The following is an 18,161-nucleotide window of genomic DNA, read 5'->3' on the forward strand; positions in this document are numbered from 1 at the left end:
CTTGCGTTGTCAACACAATGCGGACTGTGACTCGCCGCAGTCGCTGCCATTCGGCTCAGGGAATACCTGATGCCGCATGCACGGTTCGGCGTCTGAGCAACGGACGCGCCGCGTCGTTAGATATAGCCATTCGAGTGGGAGTGGTTGAGATGGACCGCTTTTCGGCCGCCGCGCAAGTGGCGGCCTTTTTTCTACTGATCGCCAGTCCCCTCGCCCGCGCGCAGACGTGCGATGGTTGCGAGCGATTGCCTTTGGAACCGCCGTCAGTCGGTCGAGTCGACGTGACAGCAGCTGTCGATGCCGCGACTTCGTTTGTCATCAAAACCCTGCGCAGCCTGTATCCGTCCTACAAGGTTTCCGTTGTCGAGGGCGATGCGGTCGAGGCTATGCCGACCGTAGCTGAATACGCCGCCTCCTACGATGCTCGTGACGGCGAGTCCAACGAAGAATTGCCCGGTTTCAGGCATCGCTATGCCTGGCAGTTGACCTATCGCGACAAGGATCCGGCGGCTTTGTTACAGCCCGAGCCGGGCGGGCGCTTCCACGGCACCGATGTGACGCTGGATGATTCCCGCGTGTTCGGCCTGAGATTCGAGTTGGACTACGGCTGGAAGCGCTAGTCCGGCTTGTGCCCGCTGATGACCGGGATGTGCCACACCACGTACTGACGCGGATCCAGGATGGAATCGATTCCCTGATCGAACAGCGCCCGGATCTCGTCGATCGACAGTTTGCTGTTTTCGGCCAGCACGTCGGTGTAGCCGTCGCGCCAGGCTTGAATGATGGTCGCGAACGTCTCGCGTGGCACGCGCAACGTATCGACGACTACGTAATCGACGTGCAAGTCCCGCAGCCCCAGGTCGTTCATGATGGCCCAGGTGCGACGGCCGATGCGGGCATCGGTATGAGTGCGGCGGGTGAATTCGATGACGCCCTCATGCCACAATCGGTCCGGATCCACCGTGCCCGCTGGCATGTGTAACATTCCGTAGTCTTCGCTGAGTACGTGCACCCAACCGCCGGGTTTGCAGATGCGGGTCAGCTCGGCGATGACTTTCTCGGGCTCGGGCACCGCTTGAGTCATGTGACGACACACGACCAGATCGAACTGCGCGCTGTCGAACCTCAGCTCGAATGCGTCGCCTTGTTCGAAGCGCACGCGGGGGGCGAGCGCCGCGTGCACGCGTCGAGCATGAGCCGCCGAGCTTTCCAGAATATCCACACCGACAATCTGTGCCTGCGGATAGAGGGCGGCGAGACGGCTGGTGATTTCGCCGCTGCCGCAGCCTATGTCGGCGATGTGTGTCGGTCGACCGTAGCGTGCGAGTAACGAGTGTTCCTGCGGCCAGATGGCTTCTGCCTGCGCGCGCAGATTGCGGACCATCGACTCGTCCGCCATCTGCTCGGCTTGCGGATTACGATGCTTGCTCATGCTCGCATCATGCGGCAATCGCTGCCGCCGGCAAAGGCTCAGCTCGCCAATGCCAGCGGCATTACACTTTCTTCGGTCTCGTGCCTGGCGGCGAGCGCCGGGGCGTGAGCCGGTTGGTCTGGAACGCGATCTCGTCGATGATGTCGCTCATGCTTGAGCGAACTGCCAGTGTGGCATGCCGCTTTCGTGACGCGCTCCGCAGTGCGCGCGTCGTCCGGATCTGATCGCACGGCCAGCGATTGTCAGGGCGGAATTAATCGACCGCCTCATTATCCGGGCGCCCGCGAACAGCGAATCTGGGCACATGGCGTCCTCTGTGTACACCCCGGCCCCGGAAGCGCTCGCGTCCTTGTCGGACGCGCAACGTCTCATCGAACAGCTGCGAGCGCAGCTGGCTGAAGAGCTCGCGGCCCGCGCCCGTCTGGAGCGCAGCCTGGCTGAGCTGGATCTGCCGATCCGGCACGTCGGCGACAGCGTCGAGTTCCTGAGCGATGCCTTCGAGGAGCTGAGCCAGGTGTTCCATGGTTATCGGGACGCGCTGATTTCACTGCGGACCACGCATACGCCGGCCGCCGCGCAGCTCGCCGATCTGCGGGAAATGGAGGCCGTTTGCGATCTGGAGTTCCTGGAGCGCGAAGTGCCCAAGGTCTGTGCCCGCTCGCGGCACGAGGCTGTACAGGCAGCCGAACTGGTGCGCGCCATGAAGGAGTTCGCACACATCGAGCAGCCCGAGCAGAAGCCGGTCCGCGGCTGAATTTTCCGCCCGGAGCGTCCAACTCAATCTGAACGGGTGGAGTTTTGTAATCCTGACCGCGCGAATGGCGACCACGTCACACTCGTGGCGGGCTGTCCGCGCCAAACTACTGTCGCTTAAGGTTTCATCGTACAGCGCCTCCTGGTGACAGTCGCTAAGATTCGGCCGGTCCAAATCCGGCCTGTCGGTAACTTGTCGACCGCGCCAATCGAGGGAACCCTAACGTGTATCGTCGCTCATTCGCCGCCATTGCCCTCGTCGCCGCTCTGCTGAGCCCGCTGGCTCACGCCGAAGGCGAGCAGAACCTGCGAGTGCACTGGAGCAAATCGTCCGAGACCGATTTCGGGACGGTGGTGATCGGCGACTACAGCGCGTCGCCAGAGTCGAACTATCTGCTCGGTGCGACCTACGGCTATCAGTACAGCGATACGCTGTTCTCGCTGCCGCTGGAAATGACCGCGAACGTCGGTGTCCAGTGGCTCAACGAGCGCGGCCTGCAGCAGGATGGTTACGGTCTCACGACCTACATCAAGGCGCACTATCGCTGGCGGCTGCCGTGGACCGAAAAGCAGGTCCGGCTCGGACTGGGCGAGGGACTGAGTTACGTGTCGCGCATCCCGATGAGCGAGGTGCGCGACTTCGGCACCAAGGGCGCCGAGTCGGAAAAGCTGATGAATTATCTGGAGTGGACCATCGACGTGCCGCTGCGTCAGTTTCACCCGCTGGAAGGGCTGTTCCAGGGCGGCGTGATCCAGGATGCGTCGCTGGGCTTCATGGTATGGCACCGCTCCAGCGTGTTCGGGCTGTTCAGTCAGACCGGCGGCGGCATCAATTTCATGGGCTTCAGCTTCGAGGCCCGGTTCTGATAGGGAGGGTTGGCAATGAAGCTGGAAGTAATGTCGATCAGTTTCCTGCGTAGCGGGGCACTGTCAGTGGAAGTCGGCGCGCAGTCGCAGAAGGACGCGCCCGCCGAGCCGTCGCTCGATGTGGTGAAGATGTGGGTCTACCTGCCTTCCTACAACAAATCCGCGCCGATGGATGACGTCCTCGAGGCGGCACTCGGTATCGCGCGACAGTCGTTGCGCTGACCTTTCTGATGCATCTCCTCGTCGTTTCCGAGGAGCTTCCGCGAGGGCCGCACGTATAAGATTCCCCCATTCACATCGGGGGACTCGATGCGGCCATTCCGTTTATCGGTACAGTGTGTCCTGCACAGCGCGATTCTTGGTGTTGTGCTCGCACATTCGACTCCGGCGGTCGCCGGCGATGTCGATGCCGCCCGCCTGCTCGCCGCGCCTGCAAACAATGCGGATTGGCTCACCCACGGCCGCACCTACGACGAGCAGCGTTTCAGTCCGCTGGCGAAAATTCACCAGGGCAATGTCAACGGGCTGAAGCTCGCCTGGTTCTACGACTTCGACACCACGCGCGGCCAGGAAGCGACGCCGCTGGTGATCGATGGCGTCATGGTTGTCACGTCGGCGTGGAGCAAAGTGTTCGCGCTCGATGCGCGTACCGGGCGTGAGCTGTGGCGGTTCGATCCCGAAGTTGCAGGCGCCAAAGCGATCGATGCCTGTTGTGACGTTGTGAATCGAGGCGTTGCTGCCTGGGGCAATCGCGTGTTCGTCGGCACACTCGACGGGCGTTTGATCGCGCTGGATCGCGCCACGGGCAAGCCCGCGTGGTCCGTGCAGACGACCGATCCGACCGAGCGTTACACCATCACTGGCGCACCCCGCGTGATCGCGGGCAAGGTCATCATCGGCAATGGTGGTGGTGAGATGGGCGTGCGTGGTTACGTCTCCGCGTACGATGCAAACGACGGCCATAGGGTGTGGCGGTTTTATACCGTTCCCGGGAATCCCAAGGATGGCTTCGAGACTCCCGCGCTGGAGCGCGCCGCCAAGACATGGCACGGCGAGTGGTGGAAGTACGGCGGTGGCGGCACCGTGTGGGACTCGATGGCGTACGACCCGCAGCTCGATCTTCTCTATGTCGGCGTGGGTAACGGCAGCCCGTGGAATCACCAGATTCGCTCCAATGGCGAGGGCGACAATCTTTATTTGTCTTCGATCGTGGCGCTGCGCCCGGCCACGGGCGAGTACGTGTGGCATTTCCAAACGACGCCGGCGGAGTCATGGGACTTCACCGCGACTCAGCAAATCATCCTCGCGGATCTCACAATCGACGGTCGGGCGCGCAAGGTGCTGATGCAGGCGCCGAAGAACGGATTCTTTTATGTGATCGATCGGGCCACGGGTGAATTCATTCACGCCAGGAATTATGTGCATGTGACCTGGACGACGGGGCTCGATCCGAAGACGGGCCGACCGGGCATGGTGCCCGAGGCGCGCTATCTGCGTGAGCCGGCGATGGTGTCGCCCGGGCCGCTCGGTGCGCACAACTGGTATCCGATGTCGTTCAGCCCGCAGACGCAGCTGGCCTATATCCCGGCGTTGGAAGCGTCGGGCTATTACAAACACGACGACGCATTTCAATTCGGGGATCGGACCTGGAATACGGGCATCCAGATCTCGCGCGATCCACCGAGTGCGAAGTCCGCGTCCGACGCGGCGAAGAGCAAGGGCGGCGCGATGTTGCTTGCGTGGGATCCGGTGGGTCAGCGGGAGGTGTGGCGAGTGAATTATCCGCGCGCCGGTAACGGTGGCGTGCTCACGACGGGTGGCAAGTTGGTGTTCCAAGGCTCGGTCGATGGCATGTTCAACGCCTACGCCGCCGACACGGGAGCGCGCCTGTGGTCGCAGGATGTGCAGAACGCGATCCTCGGCGGACCTGTGACGTTCGAGCTGGATGGCGAGCAATATGTGACGGCCCTGGCCGGCATCGGCGGCGTGGCAGTCGCCGGCGTGCTCGGCACGACGCAGGCGCGCAGTGCATATGGGCGTGTCGTGACGTTCAAGATCGGCGGCAAGGCGCGGTTGCCGGCGCTGGTTGCCAACAGCGCGAGAAAGCCGCCGGACGTGCGCCGGGCGAACGCGCAGGGGGACATCGCGTCGGGTCAGCATACGTACGATAACGTTTGCTCGGTCTGTCATGGGACGAGCGCTCGAAGCGAGACGTCGATTCCCGATCTGCGTTATTCGGCCACCATCGTGGACCGCGAGACGTTCGCGTCCATCGTGATCGATGGCGTGCGGGCGAGTAAGGGCATGGTCGGGTACGGCTCGACGCTGACGCCGGAGCAGGCTGAAGAAATTCGAGCCTATCTGGTTTCGCTGGCGGTGGCGTTGTAGCGAACGACTTGGCAGACTCCGTGGCCATCCAGGACAGTCACGGACCGCCGCCATGTCGCGACCAATGGTTTTGATTGCTTGCCTCGCCACGCTGATCTCCTTGCAGGCGCCGGCGGCCGAAACCCGGCACACCGTCATTCTCAGCGGCAACAAAGCCGGTATACAAACAACGACGGTCGCCGCTGACGGCACGCGCGAAGTGACATTCGAGTACAACGACCGCGGCCGCGGCCCGAAGCTCACCGCACATATCAAGGTGAACGACGCCGGCCTGCCGGTCGCCGTGCAAACCACCGGCAACGATTATTTGAAAGTGCCGGTGAAGGAGACATTTGCCCTCGATCAGGGTGTGGCGCGCTGGCACAACGATGCGGAGAACGGCGAGAAAAAGCTCACAGCCCCGGCGTTCTATATCAGCCTGCAAAGTACGCCCGAAGAGAGCGCGCTGCTCGCGAATGCGTTGCTGAAGGCGGAAGGGCGGAAGTTGGCGCTGCTGCCGGAAGGGCAGGCGACGCTGGTGAAAGGGGATGACGCGACGTTGAAGTCGTCGTCCGGCTCCCGGCAGGTGACCAGCTACGAAATCTCCGGCCTCGGCTTCGGTCCCGAAACCGTGTGGCTCGATCAGGACGGCGCGTTCTTCGCCGCCGTCAGCAGCTGGTCCTCCTTCATTCTCGAAGGCTGGGAAGCGAGCCTGCCCGAGCTGCTGGAACTGCAGAACAAACGAAACAACGCCCGCATCCTCGCGAACGCCAAAGCGCTGACCCGTCAGCCCAAGGGGCCGCTGGCGATCGTCAATGCCAACCTCTTCGACTCACAGGCCGGCACATCCATTCCGGGCTCGACCGTGCTCGTCGAAGGCAATCGCATCAAGGCCGTCGGCGCCGACGGTAAAGTCGCCATCCCCGCCAATGCCGAACGAATCGACGCTCGCGGCCGCGCACTGCTGCCTGGGTTGGCGGACATGCACGTGCATATCAGCGAAGAGGAAGGCGTGCAGCACCTGGCAGCCGGTGTGACGACGGTGCGTGACATGGCGAATGACACTGACACGCTGCTGGATTTGAAGCGTCGTATTGAAGCCGGCCAGGAAGTGGGCCCGCGTATTTTCATGTCCGGCATCATGGAAGGCCCCGGTCCCTTCGCCGGCCCGACCAAAGTCCTGATCGACGACGAAGCTCAGGCGCGCGAGGCGATCGATAACTACGCCAGGCTCGGCTATCAGGGCGTGAAGATCTACAGCTCCATGAAGCCTGAGCTGGTGCCGGTCATTGCGAAGCTCGCGCATGAAAAAGGGTTGCGCGTCGGCGGCCACGTGCCTGCAAACATGAATGCGCGGCAGTTCATCGAAGCGGGCGCCGATGAGATGCAGCACATCAACTTCGTGTTCCTGAATTTCTTTTTCGACGAAGTGAAGGACACCCGCACGCCCGCTCGCTTCACCACGGTGGCACAGCGGGCGTCGAAGCTGGATTTGAATTCGAGCGAGGTGCGCTCGTTTGTGCAGCTGATGAAGGATCACCATGTCGTGATCGATCCCACGGTGACCATTTTCAACAGCATGTTCACGAAGCAGCCCGGCACCGTCGGCCCCGGTTACGCGCCCATCGCAAGCCGCTTGCCGCCCCAAGTTCGTCGCTCGTTGCTCACCGGCGGATTGCCGATTCCGAAGGGCAGCGAACGGCAGTATCGCGACTCGGCCGACGCGTTGTTACGAATGATCAAGCTGTTGTACGACTCGGGCATCACCATCGTTGCCGGCACCGACGATCTGCCGGGGTTCACCTTGCATCGTGAATTGGAGATGTATGTGCAGGCCGGTATATCCGCACCGGAGGCGCTGCGTATCGCGACGTTGAATGCGGCGAAAGTGCTGAAGCGCGATGCCGATCTGGGTGCGATTGCGCCGGGGAAACTCGCGGACATGATTGTCGTCGATGGCGATCCGGCGCGGCGGATCAGCGATATCAGAAATACCGACCTGGTCTTGAAAGATGGCAAAGTTTACGAAGTGGCCGCGCTTTATCGCAGTATCGGCGTTCTGCCGCGCCCCCGGGCGGAACCTGCCCATTGACAAAATCGTTTCTCAGCCAGCTCACATCGGTTCCCCAGCGAGGGGCGGGAGTTGGAAATGTCGACCTTGAGGAATAATTTGCTGATTGCCGCGACGGTCGGTTTGATGGCCGTCGGGGGCTGCGCCACTACGGGTGGCAATTTGAGCAGCTCGGCGACTCGGTTGGAGCGAAGTGCGTATGCTCTGCAAGAGGAGGCGCGTGACGGCGATGCCCGTTCCGGCTTCCAGAGCGATGCTCGAGAGCTGGCGGAGGAGTCGCGGGATTTTCGTCGCGTCGTCGAGGATCATCGCTCTTCGAAGGAAGACGTGCGGGATGCCTTCAGCGATGTTTCGAAGCGCTATCATGCGATGAGAGACGAAGTGGAGCGGTCACGCAGCCGCGAGGCGGAACGTGATTTTCAGCCGGTGACGGAGGCGTACTTGGACGTGGAACGTGAGATGCGTTCACGCGACGACAGACGCGATCGTTACGCGAGGGACGAGTAGCACCATAGTTACCCGTGTGGCTGAGCAGCCTGCCCGGCCACACGGTGGTTCGGCGTCGCCAGGGTGGGGGATCTCCATCCTGTCGAGGAAGAAACCGCTGTGGCGGCGAGAGAATGATTCGACACCGTAGATGCTGGTTTCTGTGGCTGGCGGCGTGCGCGCTGCTGCTTTCCTCTGCGTCGTTCGCCAGTGAAATCGTCGTTCGCGAGTTTCAATCGAAAGCCCTGGGACGAGCGTGGCAGTACCAGGTTTATTTGCCGACCGGCTACGAAACGTCGCGGCTTCACTATCCCGTGCTTTATCTGCTTCATGGCAATGGCGGTGCCGGTCACGACTGGGTCGACCAGGGCAAGGTGCAAAGCGTTGCCGATGGCTTGATCGCGCGTGGCGACATGCCGGCCGCGGTGATCGTGATGCCGGACGCCGGCGTTACCTGGTACGTCGATCGTAAGGAGAAGATGGAAACCGCCTTCATCAGCGACCTGCTGCCTGACGTGGACAAGAATCTGCGAGTGTTGAGATCGCGGGAAGGGCGGCTGATCGGCGGCCTGTCGATGGGCGGCTACGGTTCGTTGCGATTCGTGCTCGAGTATCCGGAGAAGTTCGCGGCCGCGGCGCTGTTATCCCCGGCGATTTATGTGCCCATGCCGCCGCTGAATTCAAGCGCGAGAAAGGTGGGAACGTTCGGCGAGCCGGAGTTCGATGAAGCGGTGTGGAAGAACTTGAATTACCCGGCGCTGTGGCAGGGCTATCTGGCGAAGAAGACGCCGGTACCTATGTATATCAACTCGGGCGACGACGATGAGTTCATGATCGAGGCCGAGGCGACCCGCTTGTACTCGCTGCTCAGGTCGAATCGGCAGCCGGCGGAGTTGCGCATCGTCGATGGCGGGCACAACTGGACGGTGTGGGGGAGTACGCTTGGCGACGCAATGAAATATGTGTTTCGATTTTCAGCCAGGCCCGCGTCGACTGAATAAGGTCTCTCCCCCTGCGGGGGAGAGACCAGCATCGAGCAACTACGCGCGCGCCAGCGCGCTCTGGTACCTCGCGTACACGAAGTAAACGACGATGCCGATGGCGTTCCACACCACGAACGTCAGTTTCGTCACTCCGGGCAGGCTCACGAACAAATACGCGCAGCCGAGAATCGCGGCCCATGCAATCAGCGTCGCCGCCGGCGTGCGGAACGGTCGCGGCGCGTTCGGCGCCTGGTTTCTCAAGACGAGCATGCACACCGCGACGGCGATGAATGCCACGAGCGTGCCTGCGTTGGCGACCTCAGCGATTCGTTGCAGCGGCAGGAAGCCGGCGATCACCGCAACGATCACCCCGGTGATCATGGTCATGAGCGCCGGCGTGCCCGACGACTCACTCACCACGCTGAGCCGCCGCGGCAACAGCCCGTCGCGAGCCATCACGAAGAAGATCCGCGACTGACCATACATGAAGGCCATGATCACCGTCGGCAACGCGACGATGGCGGCGAAGCCGATGAACTTGGCGGCGCCGGGATAATTCAGATTGCGCAATACCATGGCGAGCGGCTCACCGCTGGCTGCGAGCGCTTCGGTGCGCGAGCCACCGATCGCCGCGGCAGCGACCACCATGTAGATGATCGTGCAGGCGACCATCGAGCCGATGATGCCGATCTTCAGATCGCGGCCCGGATTCTTTGCTTCTTCGGCCGCCGTCGACACCGCGTCGAAACCGTAGAACGCAAAGAAGATCACCGCGGCCGCGCCCATCATTCCGTACTTGGCGCCTTCGATTTCTGTCGCGCCGAAGCCGTGCGGAGCGAAGGGCTCGAAGTTGCCGGCGTTGAATGCGGGAATGGCCAGCACGACGAAGGTTGCAAGGGCAATCAGCTTCACGACCACCAGAACCAGATTCACCGTCACGCTCTCGCGCGAGCCCAATGCCAGCAGCCCGGCAACTGCCAATGAGATCACGACGGCTGGCAGGTTGATCACGCCACCGGCGGCGGGCCCGGCCAGCAAGGCGTCGGGAAAAGGAATGCCGAGCGCGTGAAGCATGCCGCCGGCGTAGCCGGACCAGCCGACCGCGACGACGCTGCAAACGACGGTGTACTCGAGAATGAGCGTCCAGCCGACGAACCACGCCGGCAATTCGCCCAGCGCGACGTAACTATAGGTATAGGCGCTGCCGGCCATCGGCATCATCGTCGACATTTCGGTGTACGCCAGCGCCGCGCAGGCGCAGACCAGGCCGGCGACGACGAACGAGAGGATGACGGCCGGCCCCGCGAGCCCGGCACCGACGCCGATCAGGGTGTAGATGCCGGTGCCGACGATGCCGCCGATTCCCAAACTCATCAAATGCAGCCAGCCCAGCGTCGGCCGGAGCGCGCTATGCGACTGCCTGGCGCTGACGGATTCGAGACTCTTGCGGCGGTTCCAGAAGGCCATGGGGCTCCCCGTTGTTCGTGTCTCGGTATTGTAATGGTACCGGCCCACATTCCGTCACGCGGCCTGCTGGTATCATCCGGTCACCATGGCTTCAGTACACAACCAGGATTATTCGGACCCGTTGGTGGTGATGGCGCTGCCGCTGGAAAGCCAGGGCGTGTTCGAGCGCGCCAACATACCGGTGCTGTATACCGGCATCGGCAAAGTCAACGCGACTTACTCACTGACGCGACGGCTCGGTGAATACGCGCGTGCCGGTGTCCCCATGCCACAAGTGATCAACTTCGGCACCGTCGGCAGCCGGCGCCATCGCACCGGCTCGATCCTGGAATGTCACAGCTTCGTCCAGCGCGATATGGATGTGACGGGGCTCGGCGTGCCGCTCGGAGTCACGCCGTTCGAAGAGATTCCGGCACGCCTGGAGTTTCCACGCGTGTTTCCTCAGCTGCCCGGCGGTGAGTGTGGCAGCGGCGACTCGTTCGTGATGAGCGAGATCGCCATGGAATGTGACGTCATGGATATGGAAGCGTACGCGCTGGCCAAGGTGTGCCTGCTCGAGCGCGTGGCATTCACTTCCGTGAAGTATGTGACCGACGGCGCCGATCACGCCTCGGGCCAGGACTGGAAAACCAATCTCAAGCACGCGGCGGATCAGTTTCTGATCATGTATCGGCGCTTTTTCGGCGAGCCCTGAGTCCTCCGGCGCCGCCGGCTTGATCCCCACTTGCCGTCACCATTAGAGTCGGCCCCGGCGTGGCTGTCACCTGAGATGGGGGTCGGCCGCGGTGGGCATACCTCCTGCATGTGGGTTGGCATTGGGAGGAACAAATTCAATGACGATTCGCAGACGGGTCGCGGCCGTTACGCTATTGCTTTGCCTGGCCGCCGGTGCGCCGGCCGCTGAGCGTCCTGCCGATATTTCGCTGGTGCCCTGGCCGGCCAGCGTAGAGCCGCAGGGCGGCTCCCTGACGATCGATTCCCAAACCCAGGTGGTTTACGACGGCGATGCGCGCGTCCGCGCCGTTGCGCACTACTTTGGTGAGTTGGTCGAGCGCACGCGCGGTTTGCGCCCCGTCATCGTTCAGGGATCGGCTCAGAATGCGCCGAAGCGTTCCGTTGTTTTCACATTGGGCGGTCCGGCCGGTGCGTCTCCGGAGGCCTACGGGCTCGAAGTCTCCTCCAAGGTGGCGCTGGTGTCGGCGGCCGATCCCCGTGGCTTGTTCAACGGCGCCGTGACGTTGTGGCAGCTGGCCAGCCCGCAGGCCACCGTCGTCCAGGAAGTTCGTATTCCCGGGCTGCGGATCAGCGACGAACCGCGTCTGCGCTGGCGCGGTCTGTTGCTCGATTCGGCGACTCAGTATCAGTCGGTGGCGTTCATCAAGCGCTACATCGACTTCATGGCGCTCCACAAGCTGAACGTCCTGCATTGGCATCTGGTGGACGATCAGGCGTGGCGGTTGCAGATTCCGAAGTATCCCAAGCTCACGGGCGGGCAGAGCTCGTATTCGGCCGACGACGTGCGCCAGATCGTGGAGCATGCGGCGGCTCGCAACGTGATGATCGTGCCGGGGCTCGAGATGCCAGGTCATGCAACCGCCGCGGTCACTGCATATCCGGCGCTGCGTGCGTCCGACGCGCCGGTCGCGGGCTCCAATCTGTATAACATCGAAGACGACACGTTTGCTTTCTTCGATGCCGTGTTCGCGCAGATCGCAGCGCTGTTCCCGGCTGAGTACATTCACATCGGCGCCGGTGACGTGTCCAAGGATCAGTGGAAGCAATCGAGCAGCGTGCAGGCTCGCATGCGTGAGCTGGGCATCGTCAACGAAGTCCGTTTGCAACGATATTTCTTCGAACGGATCAGCGAGGTGTCGAAGAAACACAAGCGCCGCATCGTCGGCTGGGATGCGATCTTCGGCGGCGGTGTGCCGGCGGACTCGGTCATCATGACGTCGCGAGGCTTGGATGGCGCGTTGGGTCCGGTCGCCTCGGGCTTCGAAGTGGTGGTCTCGTCGGGGAGTCAGTTGAGTTTCAATCGTCCGCAGAGCGCGGCATTGAACGAGCGGGCGACGGCTGGGGAGATTCTCAGCCTGGGCGATGTATATCGCTTCGACCCTGCGCCGGCTGCGCTGTCGGCGCAGGATCGAAGCCGGTTGATCGGCGTGCAGGGGAATGTGTGGACCAGCACGGACGGCAATGAAGAAGCTGTCGAGCAAATGACATTTCCGCGCGCGGCGGCGCTGGCCGAGATCGGCTGGACGCCGTCGGCTCAACTCCGCTGGCCCGATTTCCAGCCGCGCATGGTCGCCATGCTCGGTCGTTACTCGCGCATGGGCGTTCGCTTCAGTGATGCAGCGTTTCGCGCGATGGCGTTCAAGCGCGGCGAGTCGGGCGGACGCGTATCCGTCGAGCTCGCCAAACAAGTGCCGCTCGGTGAGATCCGCTACACCATCAACGGCACGGAGCCGACCGCGAAGTCGCAGGTCTACACCGACGTGTTCGATGTCCCACGTTCGACCGTGATCAAAGCGACAGTGTTCTACAACGGTGAGCCGCTGTCCCGAACCACCGCGATCGACGTCAATGCCGATATCGCCGGTGGTCCGATGTAGTGGCAATCATCAGCCGATCGTTTCCTGCTCCGGCGCTTGAGCGATGGAGACTGTGGTCGGCGTCGCCCTGTCGGTGCTGTACATCACGCGGTACAGCTTCCAGCCCTCACCGCGATTGCGCCACACGTGCAGGTATTTGCCTTCCTCGACGTCCGAGCCTCGCCGCACATCGCGTACCCGATAGTGCCCTTGCTCGATCGCGATATCGCTGCGGATCAAGCTCATGTCGGCTTCGGTGTTGAACGACACCACGGGCGTCATCTGATCCTTGAGAAATTCCGCGATGCCTTCGCGGCCGGTGATCGCCGGACCACGCTCCGGCAGAATCTGGGCATCGTCATCGAACAACGCCAGGGTGGCGTTGAGATCGTCCTGATTGAATGCCTGCTCGAATGCTTGTACGACGGATTTGGGCAGGGACTCACTGCGAGTGCCGCAGCCCCCGAGTGTGACGCAGGCCGCAACGGCACCGAGCGTCAGTAGCGTCCGTGAGAAACAAGACACAGTGTTCATGATCGTTCCCTCACTGCTTCGTCAACGCGTTTCCTTTCGAGGCGCGCAGAGTATTCCCGCAGGCTGGCAGTGTCACCCTGAGGATATCCGCTAGCGCCACGGTCACATGACTGCAAGATTCATCTGCTGATGACCGCGAGACAGCGTGTTTCGGGCTATTCTCAATACGTGGTTGATGCGAATATCGTGGCAAGGATGGCGAGAACCAATGCGCCAGCGGGAGAAATGAGATGTCTCTGTACGGTCTGTTGGTTTTTTCAGCCGTTTATTTGCTCGCAGTCGCGTCGCCGGGCCCGGGGGTTGCAGCGGTCATCGCGCGCTCGCTCGCAAGAGGAACGCGCGGCGCGCCGGCATTCATCGCGGGCTTCCTCGTCGGCGATCTCATCTGGTTTGGATTTGCGGCGACCGGGCTGGCCGCGCTGGCGCAGAGTGCGCAGACCGTGTTCGTCGTAGTGAAGTATGCGGGCGCAGCATATTTGCTGTTCCTGGCATACAAGCTGTGGACCGCGCCGGCCGCGCCGGTCTCCGACGCAGGTCCTGATTTGGCAGAAGAGGGCCAGAAGCCGTTGCAACTCTTCCTGGGTAGTCTCGCGCTGACGCTCGCGAATCCCAAGACGATGGTGTTCTTTCTCGCGCTGCTGCCCACGGTCGTGCCGCTCGAAAAAATCACATTGATCGGCTTCGCCGAAATGGTGGTTGCGATTGTTTTGTTGTTGCCGCTGACGCTCGGCGCTTACGTGGTGCTCGCGGCTCGCGCGCGGCGCATCTTCAAGAGCGCGACGGCGGTACGCAGAATCAATCGTGGCACGGGTGCCGCGATGGCCTGCGCCGCCGTCGCAGTGGCTACGCGCTAGAACGTGTAGTTGACTCTTCCATATACGAAGCGCCCCGAGCGGCCGAACGGCGAATAATTCGAGAACGACTGCGTGCCGGTGAGATTGTTCTGCGGCGGCAATGGATCGGGATACTCGTCGGTGAGATTGTCGGCACCGACCGCGAGCTTGATGTGATCGGTGATCGCGAGGCGCGCCTCGATGTCCACCAGGGTCTTCGGCGATAACGTGAAGTCCAGCGCCGGATTGGGATCCGGCGACAGCACTTCACCGTAGCGGGTCGCCCGCAACGTCGCGCCCCAACCGCTGAGCGACCAGTTGATGGCTGCCGCGTACTTGTTCTCCGGCGTGCCCTTTTCGTAACTCAGCACATTGAACCGATTGAACAGGATCGGCGGCGTGGACAGCGCCGACAACTGCGGCGTCGTCGGGACTCTGGTGACATCGGTGGAATTGAAGTTCGCCGTCACGGTGAAGTCGAAGCGGCCCGCCGATGCTGTCGACCATGGATAGCTCACGACCACATCGACACCCTCGGTCGTCGTGTCGACGCCGTTGATGAAGAAGCGTCCGCCACCGATGCCGATGAAGCCGAGGCCGGTGAGATAGTTCACGACATCCGGGGACGTGAGGTTCTCGGACAGTACGATGCGATTGTCGATGTCGATGCGATATGCGTCGACCGTGACCATCAGATCGCCGAGGCGCACGACGGCACCCAGTGAGTAGTTCAACGATTCTTCCGCATCGAGCGGCTTCGCGCCCAGCGCGATCGCCGCCGGATTGTTCACCGGGAACGTCGCGATGTCGAACGGCAGGCCGCCGATGAAATTGGTGGAGGTGGTCGAGAAGTACTGTTGCTGCAACGACGGTGCCTTGAAGCCATTCTGCACGGAGGCGCGCAGTGCGAACTGGGGAATGAAGTCATATCGCAGCGACAGTTTGCCGGCGAGATTCTCGCCGAAGTCCGAATAGCTCTCGCCACGCACGGCCACCGACGCCAGGAACCGGTCCGTGACGTTCGCTTCCAGGTCGATGTACGCGCCGACAGCGGTGCGATGTTCATCGACTTCATTCTCGGGACGGAAGCCCGGGAATACTTGCGCGCCGGATTGCGTCGGATTGCCGTTGGCCAGGCGTACGCCGCCGTTCAGATACGACTCCGGCTCGCCCGCGTGGATGCTGAACGATTCGCGCCGTGCTTCGACGCCGATGGCGATGTTGAGCGGCGAGGCGAGGCCGACGTCGACGGTGCGCACGCCGGAAACATTCATGGCCAACTGATCGTAGTCGAAGCCGCCGGAGTCGAACGTGGTCTTGCTTGCGATACCGTACGAACGGTTCAGCGAGTGCCGCACCTCGTAGTCCATTTCGTTGCGGCCGTAGGTCAATGACGAATCCATGTTCCAGGGGCCGAGCTGCCAGCTCACACCGAAGGCCGCCGACGCATCCGTCACATCCGGCGCGATCAGTGGCAGATAACCGTCGGGATAGATCTGCAGGGTGTTGCGAACGTCGCTGGCGATTCGATAGAAGCCCGCCGACACCGCGTCACGATCCTGCCAGCTGGCCCAGCCATACAGCTTCGCGCCGCTCTCGACTTCATACTCGGCGTTGACGAACACGGTTTTCTGATCGAGCTCGGGTTCGCCATACCAGGAGTTGTAGCGATCGAAGCTCGCTTCGCGCGGATCGAACGCGCCGTTCACCGATGGATATTGTTGACGCATGTCGTAGCCGCCGCGCTCGGTGTGCTCCTGATCTTTGTATTCGGCGGCGATGACGATCGAGCCTTTGCTGCCGAGGGGCAGGCCTTTCCACGCGGACACTGTCAATGTTTCGCCGTCGGACCGGTCACGACTGCGTTTCGTCGGCGAGGAGTAGTTCGCGCCACCGGGCGCTGCGCCCACGAGGACGTCGTAAGTGGTGTCGCGCCATCCGTAGGTCACGCCTGCATCGCCGCCGTCGTTGTTGGTGCGCAATCGCAGATTGATCACACCGGCGATCGCGTCCGAGCCGTACTGCGCCGATGCGCCATCACGCAGCACCTCCACCGATTGAATGATGGCGTTGGGAATGGTGTTCAGATCGACCGCGGTCGAGCCGCGGCCGATGCTGTTGTTGATGTTGATCAGCGCGGATTGATGTCGACGTTTGCCATTCACCAGCACCAGTGTTTGATCGGGTGCGAGACCGCGCAACGTCGCCGGACGTACCGTGTCGGTGCCGTCATTCAGGCCGGGACGTGGAAAGTTGAACGAGGGCACCGTGACCGAGAGTGCCTGACTCACTTCGGAGACACCCAGATTTTGCAATTGCTCGCCACTCACGACGTCGACCGGGACGGCAGTGTCCAGGGCCGAGCGATTCGCGACACGAGTACCGGTGACGACGACTTGTTCGATCTCGGGGTTGGCTGCGTTTTGCGCCAGCACTGGCACAGTCGGCAGCAGCAGGGGCAGGCCGACGAGCAAACCAAACGAGCCGTAAGAACCGTTGTTGTCCATTGGTCACTCCGGAACGATGGGCCAGGGCAGCATGTAATACGCTTGTTAGCCCATGGCAACAAGGTTGTTGCTTTGCGTACTCGCGGCGACGCAGACGATTTCGTTCAGAAAAAATTCCCTCACTACGGAACGAATATTCATGCCCGTGCATTGCATGCGTTGCGTATAAGTCTTGCAAACGCGTTCCTAACAATATCGGCGGTGGTATGCGGATTTTCGTGACTGGCGCTACCGGTTTCATCGGTGCGCACTTCGTCGAGCAAGCGCTCGCGGCAGGGCACGACGTTGTCGGCCTGTATCGAACCGACGGGGCCAGGCATCGCGCGGTTATAGAGCGGTTACGCTCGCACGGCGCATCGCTCCGGCGCGGCGATATCCTCAATCCGGAATCGTTTGCCGACACGCTGAAAGGCGCGGACTGCGTTTGTCACTTCGCAGCCGCGTTTCGCGAGTCGGGCGCCGATGACGCTTACTTCGAAAGAATGAATGTCGAAGGAACGTCAAATGTGGCGCGCGCCGCCGCGACGGCTGGGGTCAAACGTTTCGTTCATTGTGGGACTGCCGGCATCTACGGTCAGCGCGTTGCCGGCACGATCAGCGAAAGCACGCCGATCCGTCCCTGGAACAGTTACGAGCGCAGTAAGCTCGCCGCCGACAACCGGGTGAGGGAAATCGCGAGCGCCGCCGGCATGGAGTTCGTCATCCTCCGGCCCACCGCGGTTTACGGGCCGCGCGACGAGCGATTGCTGAAGCTGTTCCGCTCGGTGCAGAAGGGACGCTTCCCGCTGTTCGGCGCCGGCGATGGACGGCGTCACATGATTTATGTCACCGATCTCGCCGACGCGTTCCTGAGAGCGTGCACGGTGCCGACAGCGATGAATCACGAGCTGATCATCGCGGGCCCCAAGGCGGTCCCGCTGCGGGAGATGTTACAGACGATTGCGAACGCCGCGAATTGTCCCGCCTTCGGGCCGCGCTTGCCGTTGAAGCCGATGCTGGCGCTGGCGGCGGTGGTCGAGGACACCTGCAAGGTGTTGAAGATCAATCCGCCGATTTATCGTCGGCGGATGGATTTCTATCTGAACGATGCGGCCTTCGATTCACGACAGGCGCAGGCGGTGCTGGGCTGGCAGCCCAAGGTGGATCTGGCGGAAGGGTTTGCCGCAACGCTGAGCTCGTTGCGGCAGGAACGGCCTGGCGCTGCCGTCACGGTAGCGCAGGCCATTGCGTTCTTGACCTTGATTTCGCTGCTCGCGTTCGACGGCTGAGC

At 62.2% G+C, this 18,161-nt stretch carries 16 protein-coding genes; 12 read left to right on the forward strand and 4 right to left on the reverse strand.

What is annotated here, in order from left to right; translation table 11 throughout:
- Positions 1 to 281: 281 nt before the first annotated feature.
- A complete protein-coding gene (locus EKO19_RS13695; protein ID WP_129776946.1) occupies positions 282 to 620 on the forward strand; it encodes a hypothetical protein in 339 nt (112 codons plus the stop codon).
- Here EKO19_RS13695 and EKO19_RS13700 read toward each other — a convergent pair.
- The gene (locus EKO19_RS13700; protein WP_129776947.1) at positions 617 to 1,432 is read right to left on the reverse strand and encodes a class I SAM-dependent methyltransferase; all 816 of its coding nucleotides are present in this window, start codon (positions 1,430 to 1,432) and stop codon (positions 617 to 619) included. The genes EKO19_RS13695 and EKO19_RS13700 overlap by 4 nt on opposite strands.
- 304 nt (positions 1,433 to 1,736) lie before the next feature.
- On the opposite strand from EKO19_RS13700, the gene EKO19_RS13705 reads away from it, so the two are divergent.
- From EKO19_RS13705 to EKO19_RS13735, 7 genes are all read left to right on the forward strand, one after another.
- Positions 1,737 to 2,186: a hypothetical protein gene (locus EKO19_RS13705; RefSeq protein ID WP_129776948.1), complete on the forward strand. Its 450-nt coding sequence runs from the start codon at positions 1,737 to 1,739 to the stop codon at positions 2,184 to 2,186.
- 224 nt (positions 2,187 to 2,410) lie between these two features.
- Positions 2,411 to 3,052 (forward strand): hypothetical protein, encoded by a 642-nt coding sequence (locus EKO19_RS13710; RefSeq protein WP_129776949.1) that lies wholly within the window; start codon positions 2,411 to 2,413, stop codon positions 3,050 to 3,052.
- Positions 3,053 to 3,067: 15 nt separating this feature from the next.
- Entirely contained in the window at positions 3,068 to 3,274 is a 207-nt protein-coding gene (locus tag EKO19_RS13715) for a hypothetical protein (protein WP_129776950.1), read from the forward strand.
- 144 nt (positions 3,275 to 3,418) lie between these two features.
- Positions 3,419 to 5,440, forward strand: coding sequence for a PQQ-dependent dehydrogenase, methanol/ethanol family (locus EKO19_RS13720; RefSeq protein WP_217705321.1), 2,022 nt, complete (start codon positions 3,419 to 3,421; stop codon positions 5,438 to 5,440).
- Between the two features lie 52 nt (positions 5,441 to 5,492).
- The gene (locus EKO19_RS13725) at positions 5,493 to 7,511 is read left to right on the forward strand and encodes an amidohydrolase family protein (RefSeq protein WP_129776952.1); all 2,019 of its coding nucleotides are present in this window, start codon (positions 5,493 to 5,495) and stop codon (positions 7,509 to 7,511) included.
- Between the two features lie 57 nt (positions 7,512 to 7,568).
- The gene (locus EKO19_RS13730) at positions 7,569 to 7,997 is read left to right on the forward strand and encodes a hypothetical protein (RefSeq protein ID WP_129776953.1); all 429 of its coding nucleotides are present in this window, start codon (positions 7,569 to 7,571) and stop codon (positions 7,995 to 7,997) included.
- A 113-nt stretch (positions 7,998 to 8,110) separates the two neighbouring features.
- Complete coding sequence (locus EKO19_RS13735) at positions 8,111 to 8,977, forward strand: alpha/beta hydrolase (RefSeq protein WP_129776954.1); 867 nt, start codon at positions 8,111 to 8,113, stop codon at positions 8,975 to 8,977.
- A gap of 39 nt (positions 8,978 to 9,016) precedes the next feature.
- Here EKO19_RS13735 and EKO19_RS13740 read toward each other — a convergent pair whose 3' ends face one another.
- On the reverse strand, positions 9,017 to 10,426 hold the full coding sequence (locus EKO19_RS13740; protein WP_129776955.1) for an amino acid permease: 1,410 nt from the start codon (positions 10,424 to 10,426) through the stop codon (positions 9,017 to 9,019).
- Positions 10,427 to 10,511: 85 nt separating this feature from the next.
- Between EKO19_RS13740 and EKO19_RS13745 the strand changes: the two genes are divergently transcribed.
- Positions 10,512 to 11,120, forward strand: a complete 609-nt coding sequence (locus EKO19_RS13745; protein WP_217705322.1) for a phosphorylase family protein — start codon at positions 10,512 to 10,514, stop codon at positions 11,118 to 11,120.
- A 139-nt stretch (positions 11,121 to 11,259) separates the two neighbouring features.
- On the forward strand, positions 11,260 to 13,038 hold the full coding sequence (locus tag EKO19_RS13750; RefSeq protein ID WP_129776956.1) for a beta-N-acetylhexosaminidase: 1,779 nt from the start codon (positions 11,260 to 11,262) through the stop codon (positions 13,036 to 13,038).
- A gap of 9 nt (positions 13,039 to 13,047) precedes the next feature.
- On the opposite strand, the gene EKO19_RS13755 is transcribed toward EKO19_RS13750, so the two are convergent.
- On the reverse strand, positions 13,048 to 13,551 hold the full coding sequence (locus EKO19_RS13755; RefSeq protein WP_129776957.1) for a YybH family protein: 504 nt from the start codon (positions 13,549 to 13,551) through the stop codon (positions 13,048 to 13,050).
- Between the two features lie 230 nt (positions 13,552 to 13,781).
- Here EKO19_RS13755 and EKO19_RS13760 point away from each other — a divergent pair, with 230 nt between their 5' ends.
- The gene (locus EKO19_RS13760; protein WP_129776958.1) at positions 13,782 to 14,405 is read left to right on the forward strand and encodes a LysE family translocator; all 624 of its coding nucleotides are present in this window, start codon (positions 13,782 to 13,784) and stop codon (positions 14,403 to 14,405) included.
- Here the strand turns inward: EKO19_RS13760 and EKO19_RS13765 are convergent.
- Complete coding sequence (locus EKO19_RS13765) at positions 14,402 to 16,891, reverse strand: TonB-dependent receptor plug domain-containing protein (protein WP_129776959.1); 2,490 nt, start codon at positions 16,889 to 16,891, stop codon at positions 14,402 to 14,404. The genes EKO19_RS13760 and EKO19_RS13765 overlap by 4 nt on opposite strands.
- 218 nt (positions 16,892 to 17,109) lie before the next feature.
- Here EKO19_RS13765 and EKO19_RS13770 point away from each other — a divergent pair, with 218 nt between their 5' ends.
- The gene (locus EKO19_RS13770; protein WP_157995251.1) at positions 17,110 to 18,159 is read left to right on the forward strand and encodes an NAD-dependent epimerase/dehydratase family protein; all 1,050 of its coding nucleotides are present in this window, start codon (positions 17,110 to 17,112) and stop codon (positions 18,157 to 18,159) included.
- Positions 18,160 to 18,161: the final 2 nt, after the last annotated feature.

This window comes from Peristeroidobacter soli (genome assembly GCF_004138485.1).
Taxonomy (GTDB): Bacteria; Pseudomonadota; Gammaproteobacteria; order Steroidobacterales; family Steroidobacteraceae; genus Steroidobacter; species Steroidobacter soli.

Excerpts from the sequence above, each read along its gene's own strand:
- EKO19_RS13755 (WP_129776957.1), bottom strand. The coding sequence starts at position 13,551 with ATGAACACTGTGTCTTGTTTCTCACGGACGCTACTGACGCTCGGTGCC.
- EKO19_RS13735 (WP_129776954.1), top strand. The coding sequence starts at position 8,111 with ATGATTCGACACCGTAGATGCTGGTTTCTGTGGCTGGCGGCGTGCGCG.
- EKO19_RS13760 (WP_129776958.1), top strand. The coding sequence starts at position 13,782 with ATGTCTCTGTACGGTCTGTTGGTTTTTTCAGCCGTTTATTTGCTCGCA.
- EKO19_RS13745 (WP_217705322.1), top strand. The coding sequence starts at position 10,512 with ATGGCTTCAGTACACAACCAGGATTATTCGGACCCGTTGGTGGTGATG.
- EKO19_RS13705 (WP_129776948.1), top strand. The coding sequence starts at position 1,737 with ATGGCGTCCTCTGTGTACACCCCGGCCCCGGAAGCGCTCGCGTCCTTG.
- EKO19_RS13730 (WP_129776953.1), top strand. The coding sequence starts at position 7,569 with ATGTCGACCTTGAGGAATAATTTGCTGATTGCCGCGACGGTCGGTTTG.
- EKO19_RS13750 (WP_129776956.1), top strand. The coding sequence starts at position 11,260 with ATGACGATTCGCAGACGGGTCGCGGCCGTTACGCTATTGCTTTGCCTG.
- EKO19_RS13765 (WP_129776959.1), bottom strand. The coding sequence starts at position 16,891 with ATGGACAACAACGGTTCTTACGGCTCGTTTGGTTTGCTCGTCGGCCTG.
- EKO19_RS13700 (WP_129776947.1), bottom strand. The coding sequence starts at position 1,432 with ATGAGCAAGCATCGTAATCCGCAAGCCGAGCAGATGGCGGACGAGTCG.
- EKO19_RS13740 (WP_129776955.1), bottom strand. The coding sequence starts at position 10,426 with ATGGCCTTCTGGAACCGCCGCAAGAGTCTCGAATCCGTCAGCGCCAGG.
- EKO19_RS13725 (WP_129776952.1), top strand. The coding sequence starts at position 5,493 with ATGTCGCGACCAATGGTTTTGATTGCTTGCCTCGCCACGCTGATCTCC.
- EKO19_RS13715 (WP_129776950.1), top strand. The coding sequence starts at position 3,068 with ATGAAGCTGGAAGTAATGTCGATCAGTTTCCTGCGTAGCGGGGCACTG.